16 protein-coding genes are annotated in these 20,279 nt (G+C 51.4%); 13 read left to right on the top strand and 3 right to left on the bottom strand.

The window, feature by feature from the left end:
* Positions 1-6: 6 nt before the first annotated feature.
* Genes CGC65_RS22815 through buk form a run of 3 tightly spaced genes read left to right on the top strand, consistent with a single transcriptional unit; the run spans position 7 to position 3,576 of the window.
* Positions 7-1,545, top strand: coding sequence for a sodium:solute symporter family protein (locus CGC65_RS22815; protein WP_002568637.1), 1,539 nt, complete (start codon positions 7-9; stop codon positions 1,543-1,545).
* Positions 1,538-2,455, top strand: a complete 918-nt coding sequence (locus tag CGC65_RS22810) for a bifunctional enoyl-CoA hydratase/phosphate acetyltransferase (protein ID WP_002568636.1) — start codon at positions 1,538-1,540, stop codon at positions 2,453-2,455. The genes CGC65_RS22815 and CGC65_RS22810 overlap by 8 nt, the downstream gene beginning before the upstream one ends.
* Complete coding sequence (buk, locus tag CGC65_RS22805) at positions 2,455-3,576, top strand: butyrate kinase (RefSeq protein ID WP_002568635.1); 1,122 nt, start codon at positions 2,455-2,457, stop codon at positions 3,574-3,576. The genes CGC65_RS22810 and buk overlap by 1 nt, the downstream gene beginning before the upstream one ends.
* Here the strand turns inward: buk and sdaAA are convergent, their stop codons facing one another.
* Positions 3,577-4,458 carry an L-serine ammonia-lyase, iron-sulfur-dependent, subunit alpha gene (gene sdaAA, locus CGC65_RS22800; RefSeq protein ID WP_002568634.1) on the bottom strand — a complete coding sequence of 294 codons (882 nt, stop codon included), beginning with the start codon at positions 4,456-4,458 and terminating at the stop codon, positions 3,577-3,579.
* Entirely contained in the window at positions 4,448-5,140 is a 693-nt protein-coding gene (gene sdaAB, locus CGC65_RS22795) for an L-serine ammonia-lyase, iron-sulfur-dependent subunit beta (RefSeq protein WP_002568633.1), read from the bottom strand. Before sdaAB ends, sdaAA begins: the two co-directional genes overlap by 11 nt.
* 175 nt (positions 5,141-5,315) lie before the next feature.
* Between sdaAB and CGC65_RS22790 the strand changes: the two genes are divergently transcribed.
* From CGC65_RS22790 to CGC65_RS22765, 6 genes are all read left to right on the top strand, one after another.
* Positions 5,316-6,230, top strand: coding sequence for a LysR family transcriptional regulator (locus tag CGC65_RS22790; protein WP_002568632.1), 915 nt, complete (start codon positions 5,316-5,318; stop codon positions 6,228-6,230).
* A 77-nt stretch (positions 6,231-6,307) separates the two neighbouring features.
* Positions 6,308-7,651, top strand: coding sequence for an ABC transporter substrate-binding protein (locus CGC65_RS22785; RefSeq protein ID WP_235622180.1), 1,344 nt, complete (start codon positions 6,308-6,310; stop codon positions 7,649-7,651).
* Entirely contained in the window at positions 7,651-8,619 is a 969-nt protein-coding gene (locus CGC65_RS22780) for a cache domain-containing protein (RefSeq protein ID WP_002568630.1), read from the top strand. The genes CGC65_RS22785 and CGC65_RS22780 overlap by 1 nt, the downstream gene beginning before the upstream one ends.
* A 169-nt stretch (positions 8,620-8,788) precedes the next feature.
* Entirely contained in the window at positions 8,789-9,505 is a 717-nt protein-coding gene (locus CGC65_RS22775; RefSeq protein ID WP_002568629.1) for a 2-phosphosulfolactate phosphatase, read from the top strand.
* A 25-nt stretch (positions 9,506-9,530) separates the two neighbouring features.
* Positions 9,531-10,979, top strand: a complete 1,449-nt coding sequence (locus CGC65_RS22770; RefSeq protein ID WP_002568628.1) for an extracellular solute-binding protein — start codon at positions 9,531-9,533, stop codon at positions 10,977-10,979.
* A gap of 8 nt (positions 10,980-10,987) precedes the next feature.
* The gene (locus tag CGC65_RS22765; protein WP_002568627.1) at positions 10,988-13,162 is read left to right on the top strand and encodes a sensor domain-containing diguanylate cyclase; all 2,175 of its coding nucleotides are present in this window, start codon (positions 10,988-10,990) and stop codon (positions 13,160-13,162) included.
* A 59-nt stretch (positions 13,163-13,221) separates the two neighbouring features.
* On the opposite strand, the gene CGC65_RS22760 is transcribed toward CGC65_RS22765, so the two are convergent.
* Positions 13,222-14,112, bottom strand: a complete 891-nt coding sequence (locus tag CGC65_RS22760; RefSeq protein ID WP_002568626.1) for a LysR family transcriptional regulator — start codon at positions 14,110-14,112, stop codon at positions 13,222-13,224.
* A 292-nt stretch (positions 14,113-14,404) separates the two neighbouring features.
* On the opposite strand from CGC65_RS22760, the gene CGC65_RS22755 reads away from it, so the two are divergent.
* The 4 genes from CGC65_RS22755 to CGC65_RS22740 all read left to right on the top strand — a co-directional run bounded on the left by CGC65_RS22755 (position 14,405) and on the right by CGC65_RS22740 (position 20,277).
* Positions 14,405-16,216, top strand: a complete 1,812-nt coding sequence (locus CGC65_RS22755) for an ABC transporter ATP-binding protein (protein ID WP_002568625.1) — start codon at positions 14,405-14,407, stop codon at positions 16,214-16,216.
* A complete protein-coding gene (locus tag CGC65_RS22750; RefSeq protein WP_002568624.1) occupies positions 16,213-18,192 on the top strand; it encodes an ABC transporter ATP-binding protein in 1,980 nt (659 codons plus the stop codon). Before CGC65_RS22755 ends, CGC65_RS22750 begins: the two co-directional genes overlap by 4 nt.
* 140 nt (positions 18,193-18,332) lie before the next feature.
* Positions 18,333-18,782 (top strand): hypothetical protein, encoded by a 450-nt coding sequence (locus CGC65_RS22745; protein ID WP_002568623.1) that lies wholly within the window; start codon positions 18,333-18,335, stop codon positions 18,780-18,782.
* 115 nt (positions 18,783-18,897) lie between these two features.
* Complete coding sequence (locus CGC65_RS22740) at positions 18,898-20,277, top strand: serpin family protein (RefSeq protein ID WP_002568622.1); 1,380 nt, start codon at positions 18,898-18,900, stop codon at positions 20,275-20,277.
* The last annotated feature ends 2 nt before the right edge of the window (positions 20,278-20,279 follow it).

Below are 20,279 nucleotides of genomic sequence, written 5' to 3'. Positions count from 1 at the left end.
TGTATCATGACAGTCTGGACAGCGGCAGGTATTGCATTGGTCCTGTTTCTTATCGTAGGCGTGGGCCTGTTTTCCGGAAAAAGGGTAAAGGGCGCCAGTGATTTTGTGGATGGAGGCAAAAAGGCCGGTCCTTTTCTGGTCTGCGGTACCATTATGGGAAGCCTGGTCAGCAGCCAGGCCACGGTCGGGACAGCCCAGCTTGCTTTCCATTACGGCCTGGCCGCCTGGTGGTTCACCCTGGGGGCGGGAATCGGATGCCTGATTCTTGGCGTGATGTACGCCAGACCCTTAAGAGACAGCGGCTGTATCACTGAGTTACAGATTATCTCCAGATCATATGGCGCGGCTGCCGGAAGCCTGGGATCTGTATTGTGCTCCACCGGTATATTTATCAGTGTGCTGGCTCAGGTGGTGGCGTGTTCCGGTCTGGCCATTACTCTGTTTCCCCACATTCCTGTTTGGGCAGCGGCTCTGGCATCTATTATTATCATGTGTTTTTATGTGATTTTTGGAGGCGCCTGGGGCGCTGGAATGGGGGGGATTGTAAAGCTGGTGCTGTTGTATGCAGCTTCTCTGGTCGGTATGGTCTATGCTCTGTCAGTCAGCCATGGGATAGGTGGGATTTTTTCGGAGCTCATAGAGCAGCTTTGCGGGACCGGACTTGGTCTGGTCCAGCAGAGTGCAAATGGTGTGAGCAACCTGAAAGATACTGCGGACCTGGCAGACCGATATGGAAATCTGGTTGCCCGTGGAGCCATGAAGGATATTGGCTCCGGTCTGTCGCTGATGCTGGGAGTTTTGTCCACCCAGACCTATGCCCAGGCTGTTTTGAGCGCGGAGTCGGACCGGAAGGCGAAACGGGGGGCGCTGCTTAGCGCTATGCTGATTCCGCCTTTAGGAATCGCTGGTATATGCATTGGGCTGTTCATGCGTTCCCACTATATGCTGCAGGCAGAAGCAGAGACCCTTAAAGCTGCCGGCATGGCAATACCGGACCTGCCGGTATTAACCAGCACCATTCAGGTGTTTCCGGCTTTTGTTCTGGACTACATGCCGCCCTTGTTGGCAGGCATTGCGCTGGGTACCCTTCTTATTACATCGGTGGGCGGCGGGGCCGGACTTTCACTGGGAATGGCCACCATTCTTATCAAGGACATCTATCAACGTATGACCACTAAGAGGATGGATGAAAAAAAGGAGCTGGCAGCAACACGGGGTATCCTTGGGGCTATCCTTGTAACCGCAGCGTGTGTTGCGTCCCTGGTTCCCGGCAGTACCATTAATGATTTGGGCTTTTTATCCATGGGGCTCAGGGGGTCCGTGGTGCTGGTTCCCATGAGCTGTGCCTTATGGCTGAAATACGATATTAACAAGAGATGGGTCTTGACGGCAATTGTATTGGCACCGGCCGCTGTGCTGGTGGGAAAGCTGCTGGCCCTGCCTATAGATTCATTGTATTTAGGCATCCTGGTTTCCGTACTGTGCTGCTGCGCCGGTGGGATTATGGGAAGGGAGCCGGGAAAAAGGAGGATTTGTGATGATTAAAACGTTAGGTGATGTTTTGAGGACTGCAGCCCAGTCAAGGCCGCTTGTCATGGCAGTCGCAGCAGCCCAGGATGAGGCGGTTCTGACGGCTGTGCATCTGGCTGCAGAACATGGTCTTGTTAAGCCGTTGCTGGTAGGTGATAAAACAGGTATCATCCATATTGCACAGAAGGCCGGAATTGAGTTGGAGCTGGGAGATGTAATTGATGTACCGGATAAGGAATCAGCCTGTATGAAGGCGGCTGAATTGGTCAGAGATAAAAAGGCCGATGTGTTAATGAAGGGCATGGTGGATACTGGGTTAATCATGCGCGCCGTACTGGATAAGGAAAACAACCTAAGAAAAAGTCCTGTAATCAGCCATGTGGCGGTAATGCAGGTCCCTGGATTTGACCGTCTGTTTTATGTGACCGATTCCGCCATGAATATCGCGCCCACATTGGAACAGAAAGCCGCAATTTTAAAGAATGCGGTGGAGGTTGCCCATGCTCTTGAAAATGAGATGCCTAGAGCTGCTGTACTATGTGCCGTGGAAAAGGTGAATCCTAAAATGCCCTGCACACTGGATGCCAAAGAGCTGGCCCGGCAAAATAAACAGGGTGATATTCCCGGCTGCCTGGTGGACGGTCCTCTGGCTCTGGATAACGCGGTTTCAATAGAGGCGGCAAAACATAAAGGGGTCGACAGTCCTGTGGCCGGTCGTGCCGACATACTGTTGGTGCCGGATATTGAGGCGGGAAATATGTTAAACAAGGCCATGGAGTATTTTGCCGGTGCAGACAAGGCCGGAGTTATGATGGGGGCAAAGGTCCCGATTATCCTGACATCCAGGGCTGCCTCGCCTCAGTCCAAATTATATTCCATTGCATTAGGCGTATTGATTGCATCTAAAACAAAGGAGCTTTTCTAATGAGTGAAGTATATCAGATTATTGCAGTTAACCCCGGATCCACATCCACCAAGGTTGCGGTGTTTGACAATGATAAAAAACGCTTTTCCGTAAATGTGTCCCATCCGGTCAGCGAACTGAAACAATTCCAGGAGATTGTGGACCAGCTGGACTACCGGAAGAAGACCATTCTCAGCGCATTGGAGGAACACCATGTGGACCTGAGAAAAACAGATGCCTTTTCCGGGCGGTGTACAGGGCTTCTTCCCATGACAGGTGGAGTGTATGAGGTAAACGACCTTATGTACCGGCACGGAAGCATGGGGATAGGAAGTAAGCATCCGGGTAATCTGGGTCCTATGATAGCCAGGGACTTCGGCTTACAGTTTGGCAGCCGCAGCTTTGTGGTCAATCCCAGCAGCACTGATGAGTTCCGCCTGGAGGCGCGTCTCACCGGGCTGGGGGATATCCAGAGAACCAGCCGGGGGCATCCTCTAAACCAGAAAGAGGTAGCCGCACGTTATGCAGCCCGGTTAGGGAAATGTTACGAGGATATTAATGTGGTAGTGGTACATATGGGCGGCGGAATATCTGTAACTGCCCATGAAAAGGGGAAGATGGTGGATACGGCTGATTCAACCAGAGGAGAGGGGAGAATGGCCCCTACCAGGACCGGCGCATTGCCGGCCGCATCTTTGGTGGAATTGTGCTTTTCCGGCAAGTATACGCAAAAGGAGCTGATGGATAAAATCATGAAGACCGGCGGCTGGACGGATTTGCTGGGAACCGCTGACGCTCTGGAGGTGGAGCAAAGGATTGGCGAGGGCGATATGTATGCAAAACTTGTCTATGAAACCACCGGTTACCAGATTGCCAAAGATATTGGCGCCTATGCCGCGGTGCTGTGCGGTGAAGTGGACGGCATACTGCTGACAGGAGGTCTGGCCCATTCCCAATATCTGGTAGAAATTATCACACAGATGACCAAATTCATAGCGCCGGTCTGTGTATTTCCCGGTGAGTTTGAGATGGAGGGCCTTGCAGCTGGAGCCCTCCGGGTACTCCGCGGCATAGAGTGTCCAAAATTCTACACCGGAAGGCCCGTGTTCCAAGGATTCCATAAAATGGGACAGTTGGCATAATTACGGACTGCATGGACACGCCCTGCACCCCAGCGCCTTCCCTGTGGGCGTGGCCGCACATCCGCCCAGCGCTGTTTCGCGCAGGTCAGGGGACAGCTGTCTTCCCACACGGTACATGGCCGCGAGCATTTCATCAAAAGGAATCAGCTGGCGGATGCCGCTCAGGGCCAGCTCCGCAGCGGTCAGCGCAACAGCGGCGCCAGCGGCGTTCCTGCCCTGGCAGGGGCATTCCACCAGACCTCCCAGGGGGTCGCACACCAGGCCCAGCAGGTTCATGAGAACCGACGAGGCGGCATTGAGACACTGTTTTGCAGTTCCTCCCATGAGCTCCACGGCAGCCGAGGCGGCCATAGCCGAGGCAACCCCCACCTCTGCCTGGCAGCCGCCCACCGCGCCTGCCACGGTGGCGTTTCTCATGGCCAGGTAACCGATGGCGCCGGCATTAAACAGAGCATCTATTACCCTGCTGTCAGGAATGCTGTATTCTTCCTGGAGCGCCAGAAGCAGGCCGGGGACAATGCCGGAGGAGCCGGCCGTGGGAGCCGCCACAATGAGCCCCATGGATGTATTTGTCTCCAGGACTGCCATGGAATAAGTGATTGCCCTGGAGAGAACGCTGCCACAGATGGCGGCTCCTCTGGCCCGGTGCAGGTCTGCCAGCCTGGCTTCTCCGCCAATAAGCCCCCCTATGGATTTTTTTGGTTCCTGGATAGGAGAAGAGGCTGATTCACGCATGATGGAAAGGGCATGGTCCATCTTTGCATATATATCTTCCAGGCTGGTCTCAGCCAAGGTGCATTCCCTCTGTTTCATGATATCTGAGATAGGACAGTTCAGCTTTTGGCAGAAGTCCAGAAGCTCTTTTGCATTCTTAAAATCCATTTTCGTTTTCTCCCTTCACCGGTATAAACATAACATCCTGTACATCCGGGTTTTCGTAAATCCGTGATACCATATGGTCCGGCAGGCTTCCGTCAAATTCAATGATGCTGTAAGCCCTGTCTCCTTTTGTTTCCCGGAACAGCTTCATAAAGGCAATGTTTACATATCCCTCGCTGAGACAGCGGGTGATATGGGCCAGGACACCCAGGCGGTCGCGGTGTATGATGATGAGTGTGCTGTACTCGCCGGAAAAGTCCACGTCTATATGGTCAATGCGGCTGATCCGTACCTTCCCGCCTCCCAGGGATTCGCCCCGCACCGAGTAAGTGCGCCCGTTTAAGCAGGTTATGCGGATATCCACTGTGTTGGGGTGAGTGTCCGAATCAGTGTCATCGGTGATGAAACGGTAGGAGAGTCCCCGTTCTTCTGCCACGGAACATGCAAGGGGTATCCTTCTGTCGTCTGTGGAAAAGCCCATGATTCCTCCCAGGAGCGCCAGGTCTGTTCCATGGCCCTTATGGGTCTTTGCAAAGGACTGGTAGAGGGTAAATTCCACATGTGTAATGGGACTGTCCGCCATTTTCCCGGCCAGCAGGGCAATGGAGCATGCGCCGGCTGTGTGGGAACTGGAGGGCCCTATCATTTCCGGGCCCAACACGTCAAATATACTGATAAATGCCATATGTAATCTCATCCTTTTCTTTTTTTGCAGATGGTACTGCAGAGGCTTATCCTTGATTGAACCCAGGTAATTGACTTCTGCGTAAGTGCATTGTATCATAAAGGATAAATAAATCAAATTCATGAATTTTATATATATAATAAATTAAATTCATAGATTGTCAGGAGGTAGTTAAATGGAGTTAAGACAGCTGCAGACCTTTGTGACTATCACCCAGACCGAAAGCTTTTCCAGGGCAGCAGAGGTTTTAGGCTATACCCAGTCAGCCCTGACCGTGCAGATACGCCTTTTGGAAAATGAGCTGGGAGTAAAACTGTTTGACCGTATGGGGAAACGGGTTTACCTGACAGCGCCCGGCAGGCAGTTTCTGGGCCATGCCAACCAAATTATCCGGGATATAAAATGTGCCAGGGAATTTGCAAAAAGCGAGGAGGAGCTGTGCAGCCCCCTTCATGTGGGAACACTGGAATCCCTGTGTTTTTCAAAGCTTCCCCAGATACTGAATTCCTTTCGCAGCAGCCATCCCAGGGTTCCGGTCAAGGTGACTGCTTCCACGCCCAACCAGCTGATTGATATGATGGAGAGGAACCAGCTGGATTTGATATACATTCTGGACCGGCCAAGGTATAATGATAATTGGAATAAGGTCATGGAAGTCCGGGAACCCATTGTGTTCGTGGCTTCTCCCTCCTGCGGCCTTGGGGGGAACAGGGTAATCAGCCTGGAGGAAATCATGGACGAGCCGTTCTTCCTGACGGAAAAGAATGAAAATTACAGGCGGGAGCTGGATTGTTTCCTGGAATCACAGGGAATGGTCCTCACTCCCTTTTTGGAAATCAGCAATACGGAATTCATCATAAGGATGATAAGGAAGAACCGGGGCATATCATATCTTCCCCTGTTTGCGGTGCAGGAATATGTAAAACGTGGGGAGCTGGCTGTGCTTGATGTGGCTGACTTCAGGCTGGCCATGTATCAGCAGGTTATTTATAACAGGAATAAGTGGCTGACAAAAGAGATGGATGCGTTTATCCGTATTACAGCCAACCACTCAGGAACCGGGTCAATATGCGGCGGTAACGATATATAAAGCGGCAGAAGCAGCTGGATACAGGAAGGTCCGGCAGTGCGGGGCGCTTTTTAGGGGGAAATATGGGAAGGGTGCAGATGAGTACAGAAGAGAAAACCGGCCGCAGAGCCAGGGATAGAGAAAAGAAAAATTGGCGGGAAGAAAGCTTTGAAACCACAAAATCCCACAGCAGACCAGCCGTGAGCAGGATGTCAGCCAGCATCCTTCTTTTGGCTGGTCTGTTGTTTATGGTGACAGGATGCAGCCCCGCAGCGCCCCCTGGGTCCGTCGGCCGTCAGGACCCAGAGGTGAAAATACGGGTGGTCTGCTCATCAGGGGACATTAGATGGAAGAGCGGAATGGAGAATGCGGCAGAAGCTTTTATGAAATCTAATCAGGACATTAAGGTGGAGCTGTATTTCATGCCGGAAGCAGAAAACCAGACATACGCCAGGCGGCTGGAAGTGCTGGCTGCCCAGGGAGAGTTTAACGATATCGTGGAGCTGAGGGAGACGGACTCCCTTGTACAGGCAGGGCTTCTGGCCCCCATGCCGGAGGAAGTGTATTCGCTGGTGGAGAATCCCGGTACCTGCGGCGGCATATGCTATGGTGTTCCCCTTTACACCACCACCCTGGGGATGATTTATAATGCGGAGATATTTGAACGGCTGGGACTTTGCGCACCTCGCACATATGAGGAATTTCTTCGGGTGTGCGCCACCCTTAAGGCATCAGGATATGATGCCATTGCCCTGGGAGCTGCCGGCGACCGGCATATGAAATATTGGGGGAATTACCTGTTCTGCAACTACATTGCGTCAGGGGACGGACAGGCCTGCTGGACCAAAGAAAAGGCAGCGGAGATGCTGGGGGATTTCCGTGATCTGGCCAGCCGGGGATATATCAATTCCCGGTACAGGGCAGTGACAGACCGTGAGACAGCCAGGGCCATATCCACCCGGCAGGCGGTCATGGTGTATGCAGGGCCTCAGATGCTGCAGCAGATAGAGAACCTGAATCCTCAGATCCGCCTGGGCTTCTTCTTTCTTCCTGGAAAGAACGGGACTGTCTATGCAATGGACGACAGAAGTGTGCAGTGGGGGATTTCGTCGCTGACTGCCGGGGATGGAAAAAAGATGGATGCGTGTGCCCGGTTCCTTCAGTTCTGCTATTCCGTAGGCGTATATGAAACCATATTGGAAATCATGAACGGGAACTCTGTGACAGTCCGCCGGGTGAACATGCCGGACACGCCGGACAGGAAAATCATGGAGGCTGCTTATGAGGGAAATCCTGTGTATACGGAGTTTCTGCTTAAGGATGCCCAGCCGCCGGATGGTTTTATTGAATGCTATGACCGGATGCTGGTTGAGACGCTGTGGGGCGGAACATCAATTTCATCCCTGGCAGATAATATGTTGGAACGCTGGGAGGAGCCGTGATGCAGAGAAAAGTAAACAGATTGATTCGTCTGGCCACATCCTTTGTGATTCTGGGCCTGGTGCCTCTTCTGGCTGCCGGCACGGCGTTAACGGGACATTTCAGAAGCAATATGGAACGTGTGGTGCTGGATGACATAGGGCGCATGGTGAGCTATGGGGGCAGCAATACAGAGGCGGTGTTGGAGGAATGCAGCAGCCTGACAAAGCATATCTATGACGTTTCCACGGATGATGGAATGTTCCTGTACCAGATTTTAAAATCCCCCGGTCTTGGCCGGGAGGAAAGGAAAATGGAAATCACCCTTCTTCTGAGTGATTTTCTGGACAGGGACAGCAGGCTGCGCAGCGTTTATTTTAAGGACCGGAAAGGGCAGATTTATTATGCTACCAGGAACGCGTATAAGGTACTGGATGAGGACGCGTTCCGGTATTGGACCGGGAAAGAGGATGAGAAAGGGGATTTTTCGGTCCTGCCCGCCCATATGGATGATTATTTTCAGGATTCCGGGAGTCAGGTCATTACCTTCCGGCGCAGTTATCAGGATATCACCTCCTTAAAGACCATAGGAAGCTGTCTGGGCCATTTTTATATGGATATGGATGTAAGCAGGCTGCAGTCCGCGCTTTCCGATATAGATTTGGGATTCGGCGCATCCTTTTATATTATGGATGATAGCGGAGCATGCATTTACCGTGTTGATACCGACGGGAGCGGGAATACAGCGGACAGTATGGCGTCCCTTCTCCCGTCCATGAATCAGGAGACGGGCAGCCTTCTTGGGGACGGAACCTATGTGGTGTATAAACGTCTGGAACCTTATGGCTGGACCGTGGCCGTACAGGCAGCACAGGACCGGGTCCTGGTTATGGAGAGTACCATCCGGTATACAGCAGTGTTTTTAGGCGCGGTTTTCCTGGCGTTTTTATGCCTGTACTCCTATTTCCCGGAGCGGATTCACAGACCATAGGAGTCTTTGGAGAGCGGGATGGCTGAGATCCAGAAGGGCAGCCGGGAATCCCGGTTCCATTTCCACAACTTTATTTCTTTGCATTAGCCCCGGGATGCTGTATAATGGAAAAAACAATAAACCAACAATAAACAAACAGCAGGTCAAGAGAATAGGGCGGAAAAACAGCATGGAAATCAGAATATTGGAATTGATTGAAGGAGCAAAGAAAGCAGAGGGATTAACCGTTATCATAGATGTGTTCCGGGCTTTTTCCCTGGAGTGCTATCTGTATGCCCGGGGGGCGTCTGCCGTATTCCCGGCCGGAAGCGTGGAGGAGGCCAGGCATATGAAACAGGTACATCCGGAATATCTTCTCATTGGAGAGCGCTGGGGCCGCAGGTGTGAGGGCTTTGACTATGGAAATTCACCGTCCCAGACCCGGGACGCGGACTTGTCAGGGAAAAAAATCGTACATACTACAAGCGCGGGAACACAGGGAATCGTGAATGCCGTACACGCAGAGGAGATACTGACCGGAAGCCTGGTGAATGCCAGGGCAGTTGCCGATTATATCAGCAGAAGACAGCCGGAGACAGTATCCCTGGTAGCCATGGGAAACGGAGGAGAAAGGACTGCAAGGGAGGATGTGATTTGCGCCCGGTATATCAAATGTCTTCTGGAGGGCAGACCCTGCCTTATAGACGAGGAAATACGGTCCCTGAAGACAGCCGGCGGCGAACATTTCTTTAATCCCCATACCCAGGAAATCTATCCTCAGGAGGATTTCTGGCTCTGCACAAAGCATGATATCTTCCCCTTTGTCCTTCGGGTGGAAAAGCGGGATGACGGTAGTCTGGAAAGTGTGAAGATTGATTCAGGGGAAGGACGGGACGCGGAGAGCTGAGTCTGTCAGGAATGGGAGGATTTGTATGAAAAAGAGAGAGGGAGGAATACTGGCATGGGCGGCAGCGGTATTCCTGTTAGTAGGGATGGCAGCCGGCTGTTCACGCAGTGAGGAAGCCAGGTATCAGCTGAATCCCAAACAGCCGGTTATGATTACGGTATGGAATTATTATAACGGGCAGACAAAACAGGCCTTTGACAATCTGGTGTCCAGATTCAATGAAACACTGGGCACGGAAATGGGAATTATTGTGGACAGTGTCAGCTATGGAGATGTAAACCAGCTGGCGGAGGAGGCTTACAATTCAGCCAGCGGAAGGCTGGGAGCTGACGCCATGCCCAATCTGTTTGCAGCGTATCCGGAAAATGCCTACCGCATTGATGTGTTGGGCAAGCTTGTGGACCTGAATCAATATTTTTCCGAGGATGAGCTGAAGGTATACCGGGCGGATTTTCTTCAGGACTGCAGCTTCGGCGGGAATTATGGGCTTAAAATTCTTCCTGTTGTGCGCTCTACGGAAAATCTGTTTCTGAATAAGACGGACTGGGACAGGTTTGCAGGGGACACAGGGGTCCGGCTGGACCGTCTTTCTACCTGGGAGGGGGTGGCTGAGACAGCCAAGGCCTATTACGAGTGGTCGGGGGGCAAGGCATTTCTGGGCATTGACAGCCTGGCCAACTACATCATTGTTGCGTCCGTGCAGACAGGAAATGATATTTATAAGCTGCAGGACGGCCAGGTGACGTTTTCCTTTGACCAGGACCTGGCCAGGATTTTGTGGGATGAACTGTATGTGCCCTACGTAAAGGGCTATTATGCAAATCTGGGCAAGTTCCGTTCTGATGATGAAAAGACAGGGGATATACTGGCTTATGTAGGCTCCAGCGCAGGGGCGGTTTATTTTCCAAAGGAAGTGACCCTGAATCAGAATGAAATCTACCGGATTGAGAGCAGTGTTCTTCCATATCCCTGTTTCCGCGACGGGGACTTGTGCGCCATGGTCCAGGGGGCCGGATTCGCTATTGCACAAAGCGACAGTACCCATGAGTATGCATCGGCCGTATTTCTGAAATGGCTGACCCAGGAGGAGCAGAATCTGGATTTTGCGGTGAACAGCGGTTATCTGCCGGTGGAGAACAGTTCCCTGAACCAGGGATATGCCAAGGCTATGGCAGCCTATTCCGGTACGCCGGAATATAATCCCACGATAGGAGGGTCCGCAGAGGCTACTCTGAAAATGCTCTCTGAATACCGCTTTTATTCCAATCCTCCCTTTGAGGGAAGCTATGAGATGAGACAGTTTTACGGCGAATATATGGAGGCTTCTGTGGACAATGCCCGTCTGGAGGCTGAGGATAAGATGAAGGCCGGCATGACAAAGGAAGAGGCCCAGGCCCAGGTCACGGATGAGGCCCATTTCCAGGAATGGTATGAAGGGTGGCAGGATAATGCCGCTAAATTATTAGGGAGCTGATGAGGAATATGAAACAAAAGCAGTCCATAGCATCAAAATGCTCTGCCTTTACTGCGGGTCTGGTGATTCTTCAGTCTCTGCTGGTTCTGGGGATGCTGATAGCGGGCGGAATATTGAAGCAGACCAGGGATACGGCGTACCAGTCATTTGCGTCCACTGTGACCCTCAGGGCCAGCTCCATTCAGGACCAGATTGACAACCGGTGGACCAATATTCATCCCTATGTACAGGAATTGTCCGACCGATTGTCTGAGAGCGGCTATGGGGAGGGAAAAATGGATGCGGAGTCATTTCTGATTGGCTCTGCGGATACCCTTATATCCATGCTGCATGTCAGCGGTACCACGGGCACATTTCTGATACTGGATGAACCGGGGCAGGGAAAAAGCATGCCGGCTCTGTATTTCAGGGACTATGACCCGGAGACATACAGCGCGGACAACAGTGATTTGTTCCAGGTAATGGGACCTGCAGAGATATCCAGGAGATACCAGATTCCTCTGGACAGCGTTTGGCATTACGGCCTGTCATTGAATGAAGAAAACAGGAAGTTTTTTGATATGCCGTTTCAGGCGGCCGGCCAGTCCAGGGATTATGAAAAGCTGGGATACTGGAGCCGGCCTTTCTACATGACACCTGAGGATGTGCCTGTCATTACCTACACCGTTCCGCTCTTTGACCGCGCCGGCCAGGTCCACGGTGTGATTGGGGTGGAGATATCCCTGGAGCATATAAGAAAGCTGCTGCCTGCCAACGAGCTGTCTGCCCAGGATTCACCGGGGTACATGGTTGCCGCAATGCAGGAGAACCCGCAGGAGCTGTTTGTTCTGGTCAAGAAGGGCGAGTACCAGAACAGGCTTTTTGGGGATGAACCGCTGCTCAGGATAAAGCAGGAGGACGAAACGTACTCTATCTGTCAGGTATCCAGCCTTACAGGAGAAAAGATATACGGCTGTATTAAGAGCCTGGATTTATACGGCACAAAGAATGTTCCATATGACAGCGGGAACTGGGTGGTTCTGGGATTAATGAGAGGGGATGCACTGTATGGTTTTCTTCACCGGATCATAAAGATTTTTGCAGTGACATTGATGGTATCCCTTTTGCTGGGTGCCGGGGCCGCCGGGTTCATCAGCAGGAAAATCACGGAACCTGTGGCAAAGCTGGCCGCCAAAGTAAGGAATTTTGATTATACCAGAAAAATCAGGCTGGAGAGGACCGGGATAGAGGAATTGGATTTGTTGTCTCAGGCAGTGGAGATATCCAATCAGAATCTGCTGGACAACACACTTAAGATGTCTGAAATCATGGACCTTCTGGGCCTTCATATCGGTGCCTTTGAGTACAGTCCCGGCGGATATGGAGTACAGGTCACAAAACAGATCTTTCCCCTTATGGAACTTCCATGTGAGGACGAGAATCATTTGTATGTGGATGAGAAGGTATTTCTGTCCAGGCTGTCGGATATGCAAAGATGTCCGGTGCCGGAGGAAAACGGAATCTACAGAATCAGCGGAAAAACAGAGCGCTGGGTACGGATTACCCTGTCTCTGCGCCACGGCCATTCCCTGGGAATCATTGAGGATGTGACCGGTGATATGATGAAAAAACAGAGAATTAAATATGAGAGGGACCATGACAGCCTGACCAGGATTTACAGCCGGGCAGCTTTCCAGCGGGAGGCAGAGGCCATACTGGAACAGGCGGGAGAAATGCCGGGACAGACAGGAGAAATGCCGGGCCTGAGCGGAAACGGCCCTGTCAATCTGGGAACCGCCGCAATGGTTATGCTGGATTTAGATGGCCTTAAGTCAGTAAATGATACCTACGGCCATGAAAGCGGCGATATCTATATCAGAGAGACCGCAGTATGCATGAAAGGGATACCGGAGGACCATGCCATAGTTGGCAGGCGTTCCGGGGACGAGTTTTTCATTCTGTTGTTTGGCTATGAGGACAGGAATGGCGTCAGGAAACAATTGAGGGATTTCTATGATATTCTGGATAAACACCCAGCCGTTCTGCCTGACGGAATACAGCTGAAAATCCAGATTTCGTCAGGCATTGCCTGGTATGGAGGTGAACTCTGTACATTTGAGGAACTGGTAAGATGTGCGGACATTGCCCTGTACGAGGCAAAGTCCACCATGAAGGGACAGACCGTGGAGTACAGTAAAGGATGAGGCTTCTGCGGTTTTTCAGGGGGAACATGCAGGGTCCTGCTGAAAAACATGCAGGGTTGTCATGCCCGGAATTCACCGGCAGCCACCTCCTCATCCAATAGCCGGATGAATTCTTTTAGTATGGTATTTCCCTTTACTCCTTTATGATACAAGCCAAAAGCAAGGGGAGGTATTCCCGTTACCGGGATATAACAGAGCCCTTTTTTATCACTGCCCGGATAGAAGGGGAGAAGGCTGTATCCAAGGCCTGCCCTTACCAGAGCCAGTATGCTTTCATAGGTATCCACAAAGAAAAGCTCCGAAGGATGGCAGGAGGAGGAAGCACGGATTTGAGACTGGAGTACGGTGGCTGGCAGCCTGTGGGGCTCACCCAGGACTATGGGCCCCTCCAGCTCATCCACATTCAGGCAGGTGCGCCCGGCGTAGGGATGTCCGGCACTGCACACGCAGGCCAGCGGTATCCGGGCCAGCTCATGGAATAAGCCGATGGGTTTCTTCTGCTCATCCTGCTGGAAGCCGAACATGACGTGGATGCGCTCTTCATCCAGAAGATTGGCCATGGACTTAAACGGAATCAGTTTCACAGTGGGGTGGAGGGTGGGGAAACGATCCGCCAGCCTGCGTATGACAGGGGGAAGAAGATCTAACTCTGACTGGTTATGGCACCCCACGGTGAGAAACAGAACGTCATTGCTTCCTATGCCCAGCCGTTTTTTAGCGCCGCAGGCAATCTTCAGGATGCTGGATGCATCCTCCATGAACATGAGCCCGGCTTCAGTCAGGTTTACATTTTTACTGGTACGCACAAAGAGCCTGGTCCCCAGCTCGTCCTCCAGGGATGTAATCTGATGGCTTACAGCCGGCTGGGTAATTTTTAAAAAATCAGCTGCCTTGGAAAAATTCAGATATTCCGCCACGGCCAGAAAACATTCTAACTGCACTGTATTCATAGGAATCGCCTCCTGAATTTCCTTTGAATTTCTGTTGCTGTTTCTTTTCAATCTTTGTTAATCTTCTTTTGTTCGATTGACTCTAAAAACAATACTAATAGTAAACAATAAAATATTTTTATAGATTATAACATATTTGAATTTCACATTCAACAGGATATGAGGTATAAATATAGGGAGCTAATTATTAGCTAGTTAACTATTTTGCGCGTGTTCAGAACCGTTACCGGCTAATGGCACAGTCAGTTGCAATACCTAAAAAATAAGGAGACACTATATAAGGAGACAGAATATGAGAACGATTTTAGCACAGCTTAAGCAATATAAAAAAGATTCCATTCTGACCCCTCTCTTTACCGCCCTGGAGGTAATTATGGAGGTCATGCTTCCCTTTATCACAGCGCTGATTATTGATGAGGGAATCCAGGAAGGGAACATGAGAAAGGTATATACCTATGGAGGAGTCATGATTGTCATGGCTTTTATCAGCCTGATATCCGGGGCTATGGCAGGAAAGTACGCGGCCAGCGCATCCTCCGGTCTGGCCTGTAATCTGAGAAAGGGAATCTATGACAAGGTGCAGGACTTTTCCTTTTCAAACATTGATAAGTTCAGCACGGCAGGTCTGGTGACCCGTATGACCACGGATGTAACCAATATCCAGAACGCATATCAAATGTGCATCCGGGTGGCTGTCAGGGCGCCCCTCATGCTGGTATGCAGCATGGTCATGTCCTTCATGATTAGCCCCCGGCTCAGCATGATTTTCCTGGGAGCCATTCTGTTTTTGGCATGTATACTGGGAATCATCATGATGGCGGCCAGGAAGATATTCAACGTTGTTTTCACAAAATATGACGACCTGAATGCAGGGGTCCAGGAAAATGTTTCCGGCATCCGGGTGGTGAAGGCCTATGTGCGGGAGGATTATGAGAACCAGAAATTCACCAGTGCAGCAGAAAACCTCTGCCGCCTGTTCGTAAAGGCAGAAGGCACCCTGGCATTTAACAATCCAGCCATGATGCTGGTGGTTTACGGCTGTATACTGGCCGTATCCTGGTTTGGAGCCAGGTTTATCGTCATTGGAACTATGAGCAGCGGCGAGCTGACCTCCCTGTTCAGCTATATCATGTCAATCATGATGTCTCTTATGATGCTGTCCATGATATTTGTCATGATTGCCATGAGTGCTGCCAGCATAAGGAGAATTGAGGAGGTATTTAAGGAAGAGCCGGATATCCGCAACCCGGAACGGCCTGTCATGGATGTGGCAGACGGAAGCGTTGATTTTAACTGTGTATGTTTTTCCTATGGGAAGGGTAAGGAGGACGCTGGGGGAACGGATAAGGGAATGGACAAAGGCAGAGGCGGGCAGGCGTTGTCCGATATTGAGCTGCATATCCGGTCCGGTGAAACTGTGGGCATCATAGGAGGCACGGGAAGCGGCAAGTCCAGCCTGGTAAATCTAATCAGCCGCCTCTATGACGCGGACAGCGGCAGCGTATGTGTAGGAGGCAGGGATGTGCGGGAATATGATTTGGAAACGCTCAGGGACTCCGTGGCAGTGGTTCTGCAGAAAAATGTACTGTTTTCCGGTACGATTCTGGAGAATCTGCGGTGGGGAAATCAGGATGCCACAGAAGAAGAATGCCGGGAAGCCTGCCGGGCGGCCTGTGCCGACGAATTCATAGAGCGTCTACCCCACGGATACCATACCTTCCTGGAGCGGGGAGGAACCAATGTGTCAGGCGGTCAGAAGCAGAGGCTGTGTATTGCCAGGGCGCTGTTAAAGAACCCCAGGATCCTGATACTGGACGATTCCACCAGCGCGGTGGATACGGCGACAGATGCCAGAATCAGGGAAGCCTTTGGGGCGGCAATACCGGGAACCACCAAAATCATCATTGCCCAGCGCATATCCAGTGTGCAGCATGCGGACCACATACTGGTGATAGAGGACGGGCGTATAAACGGATACGGAACCAATGACCAGCTGGTGAGGTCCAATGAGATATACCGTGAAATATACGAGTCACAGAGCAGGGGCGGAGGGGACTTTGACCAGGTTCAGGCAGAAAACGCAGGAAAGGAGAGTGTGGCATGATGGAAGACAGACAGAGCAGCCGGAAAAAACAGAACAGCGGACAGGCGCAGAGCAGCCGGAAAGAACAAACCGGCAGACAGGAGCAGGCCAGGGAGACAAAGGAAGCCATCAGGGTCCTGGGCCGCGTCATCCGGTATATGGCAGCCAATTATAAACTTGCGGTGACCGCGGTGCTGGCCTGTATCATAGTGTCCGCCGGGGCTACCCTGAAGGGGATGGTGTTCATACAATCCCTGGTGGATGACTATATCCGGCCGTTGGCCCAACAGGCGTCAACGGGGAATACAGCGCCGGATTTTTCTCCCCTGGCAGGGGCGCTGTGCAGGATGGCAGTCCTTTACCTAATAGGCATTCTGGCGGCCTATGCGTATAACAGAATCATGGTCACAGTAAGCCAGGGCACCATGAAGCGGCTGAGGGTGGAACTGTTTACCAGGATGGAATCTCTGCCCATCAGATATTTTGATACCCACGCCCATGGCGATATCATGTCAGTATATACCAATGATGTGGATACCCTGCGGCAGCTCATGAGCCAGAGTGTTCCCCAGGTAGCCAATTCTGCGGTCACACTGGCGGCAACCGCTGTTTCCATGCTGATTTTAAATATACCTCTGTCCATACTTACCTTTGCTATGGCCTGTGTCATGCTGTTTGCCACAAAATGTCTTTCAGGCAAATCTGCCGCCCATTTTGGAAAACAGCAGAACTCCCTGGGAGAGGTGGACGGATATATAGAGGAAATGATGGACGGACAGAAGGTGGTCAAGGTATTTTGTCATGAGGAACAGGCCAAAAAGGAGTTTGAGGTGCTGAATGAAAGGCTTCGGGACAACGCTGATAAGGCTAACCGGTACGCCAACCTCCTCATGCCGGTCAATGCCAATATCGGCAATCTGAGTTATGTTCTGTGCGCAGTGGCAGGAGGAATCCTGGCATTAAACGGCATAGGTGGAATTACAATCGGCACCATCATTGCCTTCGTGGGACTCAATAAAAATTTCTCCCAGCCGATTACCCAAATCAGCCAGCAGATGAACTCTGTGGTCATGGCAGCGGCAGGCGCCGGAAGGGTATTTGAGCTTCTGGACCAGAAGCAGGAGGAGGACAATGGGTATGTGGAATTTGTGAATGTCCGGGAACGGAAGGACGGCACACTGGAAGAGACAAAAGAGCGCACCGGTGTCTGGGCCTGGAAACACCCCCATAAGGCAGAGGGGACTGTTACCTATAAGAAAATGGAAGGCGGCATTGTTTTTGACGGAGTGGATTTCGGCTATGACCCATCCAAGATGGTGCTCCATGACATCAAGCTGTTTGCCGAACCCGGTCAGAAAATTGCATTTGTAGGATCTACCGGGGCGGGCAAGACCACCATCACCAACCTGATTAACCGCTTCTATGACATACAGGACGGAAAAATCCGATATGACGGAATCAATATCAATAAAATTAAGAAACCGGCCCTCCGCCGCTCCCTGGGCATCGTGCTCCAGGACACCCACCTCTTTACAGGTACTGTCATGGACAATATCCGATACGGAAAGCTGGACGCTACAGATGAGGAATGCGTCAATGCAGCAAAACTGGCCAACGCAGACAGCTTCATAAACCGTCTCCCCCATGGCTATGAAACCATCCTTACAGGAGATGGAGGCAGTCTGAGCCAGGGACAGAGGCAGCTTTTAGCCATAGCCAGGGCAGCCGTGGCAGACCCGCCTGTACTGATTCTCGACGAGGCCACCTCATCCATAGATACCAGGACGGAATCCCTGGTGCAGGCCGGCATGGATGCCCTGATGAATGGGAGGACCACCTTCGTCATTGCCCACAGACTGTCTACTATCCGCAATGCAGACTGTATTATGGTCATGGAACAGGGAAGAATCATCGAGCGGGGGTCCCATGAGGAGCTGATTGGAAGGAAGGGAAAATACTATCAGCTGTATACAGGGAATTTTGAGGAAGCGGGTTAAGGAAGCAGGACAAAAGAAAGAGGTGTTGCGACAGTTAAGGAATCCCGGACCAGTTTATATAAAGTTAATGTTTATGAGGTATACTGGTGTATGGTTAAAAATATTTTTAAGACTTGCGCTGGAACAGGAGGCGGGATCGGATGAAAATAAGACACAGATTGGCTGGGGTTGCGGTCATGGTATCCATACTGGGCTGTACATTTCCGGCCTGGGCAGGGGAATGGATACAGGAGGAGAGCGGACAGTGGGTCTACGAAGAAAATCAGGAGCTCCTAAAAGGCTGGAACCGGATTGACGGAATCTGGTATTGCCTGGATACAGAGACAGGCGTATGGATTGAGAAGCCATCCATGACATCGGAGGCAGCCTGCCGCCTTCTGGAAAATAAGCTTCTGGAGATGGGAATGTACCAGGACGAAGAAGAACCCCTGCAGTTTAAGGTGGATTATGAGAATAATCAAATGGTCCAGGTTTCAGTTGGATATGAGGATAAGCCGGATGTGTTCCACCGGATCAATACATATGAGATAGACAAGAAGAAGGGAACCGCGGACCCTGTGGTGGGAGATAAGGAATTCTCCCTTTGGTAACAGATAACGACCGCATTAATTAAGAAAATAGAAACATCTTCCTGATGATATTCTGGTAAAATAAAATCAGAAGCAAATGGTTTTGGTTTTTCAGTCATTACAGGGGGAATGAATCATGAAACGCAATATAATATCCATTGCCGCCGCAGGCGTTCTGGCCACGGCCATATCCGTACTGGCCGCAGGAAGTCCTGCGGCCTTTGCCGCGCCTTTTAACGGTGTATCAGGAGAAGGTTATCAATGTGAATCCGGTTCCAGGGACCCGGATCCCATACCGTACAATGATTCAGGCAGCATGCGCGCCATAGCCCAGAACAACACGGTGAATCCGGAGTTTACAGATGGAATATCCCGGTTTTCCTATAAGGTGTTCCTGCCGCTTTTGAGGGACAGCCGGGAAAATATGAATTTTTCGCCGGTGAGTCTGTACTATGCCCTGGCCCAGGCATCCGAGGGCGCAGAGGGAAACACCAGGGCCCAGATGCTGGCGCTTATGGGAATCGGCAGTCAGACACCTGACGGGTCTCCGGAACCGGCCCAGGCTTTGCACACGGCACAGCCTCCGGCCGGCCTGGCGGCTTCCTGCGGACGTCTGTACCGGCAGATATTCAGGAACAATGAAAAGACAAAATTGAAGCTGGTAAATTCCATGTGGCTGAAGGAAGGGGCCCCGCTGAACGACTCATTTAAGAGAACATCGGAAAACGAGTACTATGCGTCTGTTTTCCGGGTGGACTTTGGAAATCCGGACCTGCCGGCCATTATCAGACAGTGGATTGGCTGGCAGACGGATCAGGCTATTTCCATGGACGTGGCAACCGCTTCCGGTGAAAGCATGAAACTTGTGAATGCAGTGAATTACCAGGCCCAGTGGACAGGAGGTTTCAGGACTGAGGACAATATAACAGATGTGTTCCATTCTGCCGATGGACAGGATATAACCTGTCAGTATATGACAGGACATTGGAACGGCACTTATTACCGGGGCCAGGGATTCCTGCGCGCATCACTCTCCCTTACGGATAACGCGTCCATGATAGTTGTTCTGCCTGACCAGGGAGTGACAATCCGGGAACTGCTCTCCTCAGAACAGTATACCAGGGAAATGTTTGGCAGGATTGATGAGCTTGAATCCTACGGCGGAATTTACTGGAAGATTCCTAAATTCCAGACCGCCACCACGGCGGATCTGGGTCCTTCGCTGGCTAGTCTGGGGCTGACTGGTGCATTTGATGTCAGCCGGGCTGATTTTACAGGTATTACAGGCGAAAGCCTTTCACTTTCCGGCGTGATCCAATCCACTGTGTTCAGCGTCAATGAAAACGGTGTGGGTCCATTTTCAGAGAACGGAGAAGCCGGATTTGCTGGATTGTATTCAGGTGAGCCAGTTTTGCAGATGAACCTGGACAGGCCCTTTTTATATGCGGTTACCGGATATATGGGAGCGCCGCTGTATATAGGGGTGTGTAATCGTCCCGCGGTGAACAATCCTTAAGT

Source organism: Enterocloster bolteae, assembly GCF_002234575.2.
Classification (GTDB): Bacteria; Bacillota; Clostridia; order Lachnospirales; family Lachnospiraceae; genus Enterocloster; species Enterocloster bolteae.
Note: the sequence above shows the minus strand (reverse complement) of the source record. Positions and strands in the feature narration are given on the sequence as shown.

Coding starts and splice junctions, on each gene's coding strand:
- CGC65_RS22755 (WP_002568625.1), top strand. CDS start 14,405: ATGAGAACGATTTTAGCACAGCTTAAGCAATATAAAAAAGATTCCATT.
- CGC65_RS22740 (WP_002568622.1), top strand. CDS start 18,898: ATGAAACGCAATATAATATCCATTGCCGCCGCAGGCGTTCTGGCCACG.
- CGC65_RS22780 (WP_002568630.1), top strand. CDS start 7,651: ATGCAGAGAAAAGTAAACAGATTGATTCGTCTGGCCACATCCTTTGTG.
- sdaAB (WP_002568633.1), bottom strand. CDS start 5,140: ATGGCATTTATCAGTATATTTGACGTGTTGGGCCCGGAAATGATAGGG.
- CGC65_RS22785 (WP_235622180.1), top strand. CDS start 6,308: ATGAGTACAGAAGAGAAAACCGGCCGCAGAGCCAGGGATAGAGAAAAG.
- CGC65_RS22750 (WP_002568624.1), top strand. CDS start 16,213: ATGATGGAAGACAGACAGAGCAGCCGGAAAAAACAGAACAGCGGACAG.
- CGC65_RS22815 (WP_002568637.1), top strand. CDS start 7: ATGACAGTCTGGACAGCGGCAGGTATTGCATTGGTCCTGTTTCTTATC.
- CGC65_RS22760 (WP_002568626.1), bottom strand. CDS start 14,112: ATGAATACAGTGCAGTTAGAATGTTTTCTGGCCGTGGCGGAATATCTG.
- CGC65_RS22790 (WP_002568632.1), top strand. CDS start 5,316: ATGGAGTTAAGACAGCTGCAGACCTTTGTGACTATCACCCAGACCGAA.
- CGC65_RS22810 (WP_002568636.1), top strand. CDS start 1,538: ATGATTAAAACGTTAGGTGATGTTTTGAGGACTGCAGCCCAGTCAAGG.
- sdaAA (WP_002568634.1), bottom strand. CDS start 4,458: ATGGATTTTAAGAATGCAAAAGAGCTTCTGGACTTCTGCCAAAAGCTG.
- CGC65_RS22745 (WP_002568623.1), top strand. CDS start 18,333: ATGAAAATAAGACACAGATTGGCTGGGGTTGCGGTCATGGTATCCATA.
- CGC65_RS22775 (WP_002568629.1), top strand. CDS start 8,789: ATGGAAATCAGAATATTGGAATTGATTGAAGGAGCAAAGAAAGCAGAG.
- CGC65_RS22765 (WP_002568627.1), top strand. CDS start 10,988: ATGAAACAAAAGCAGTCCATAGCATCAAAATGCTCTGCCTTTACTGCG.
- buk (WP_002568635.1), top strand. CDS start 2,455: ATGAGTGAAGTATATCAGATTATTGCAGTTAACCCCGGATCCACATCC.
- CGC65_RS22770 (WP_002568628.1), top strand. CDS start 9,531: ATGAAAAAGAGAGAGGGAGGAATACTGGCATGGGCGGCAGCGGTATTC.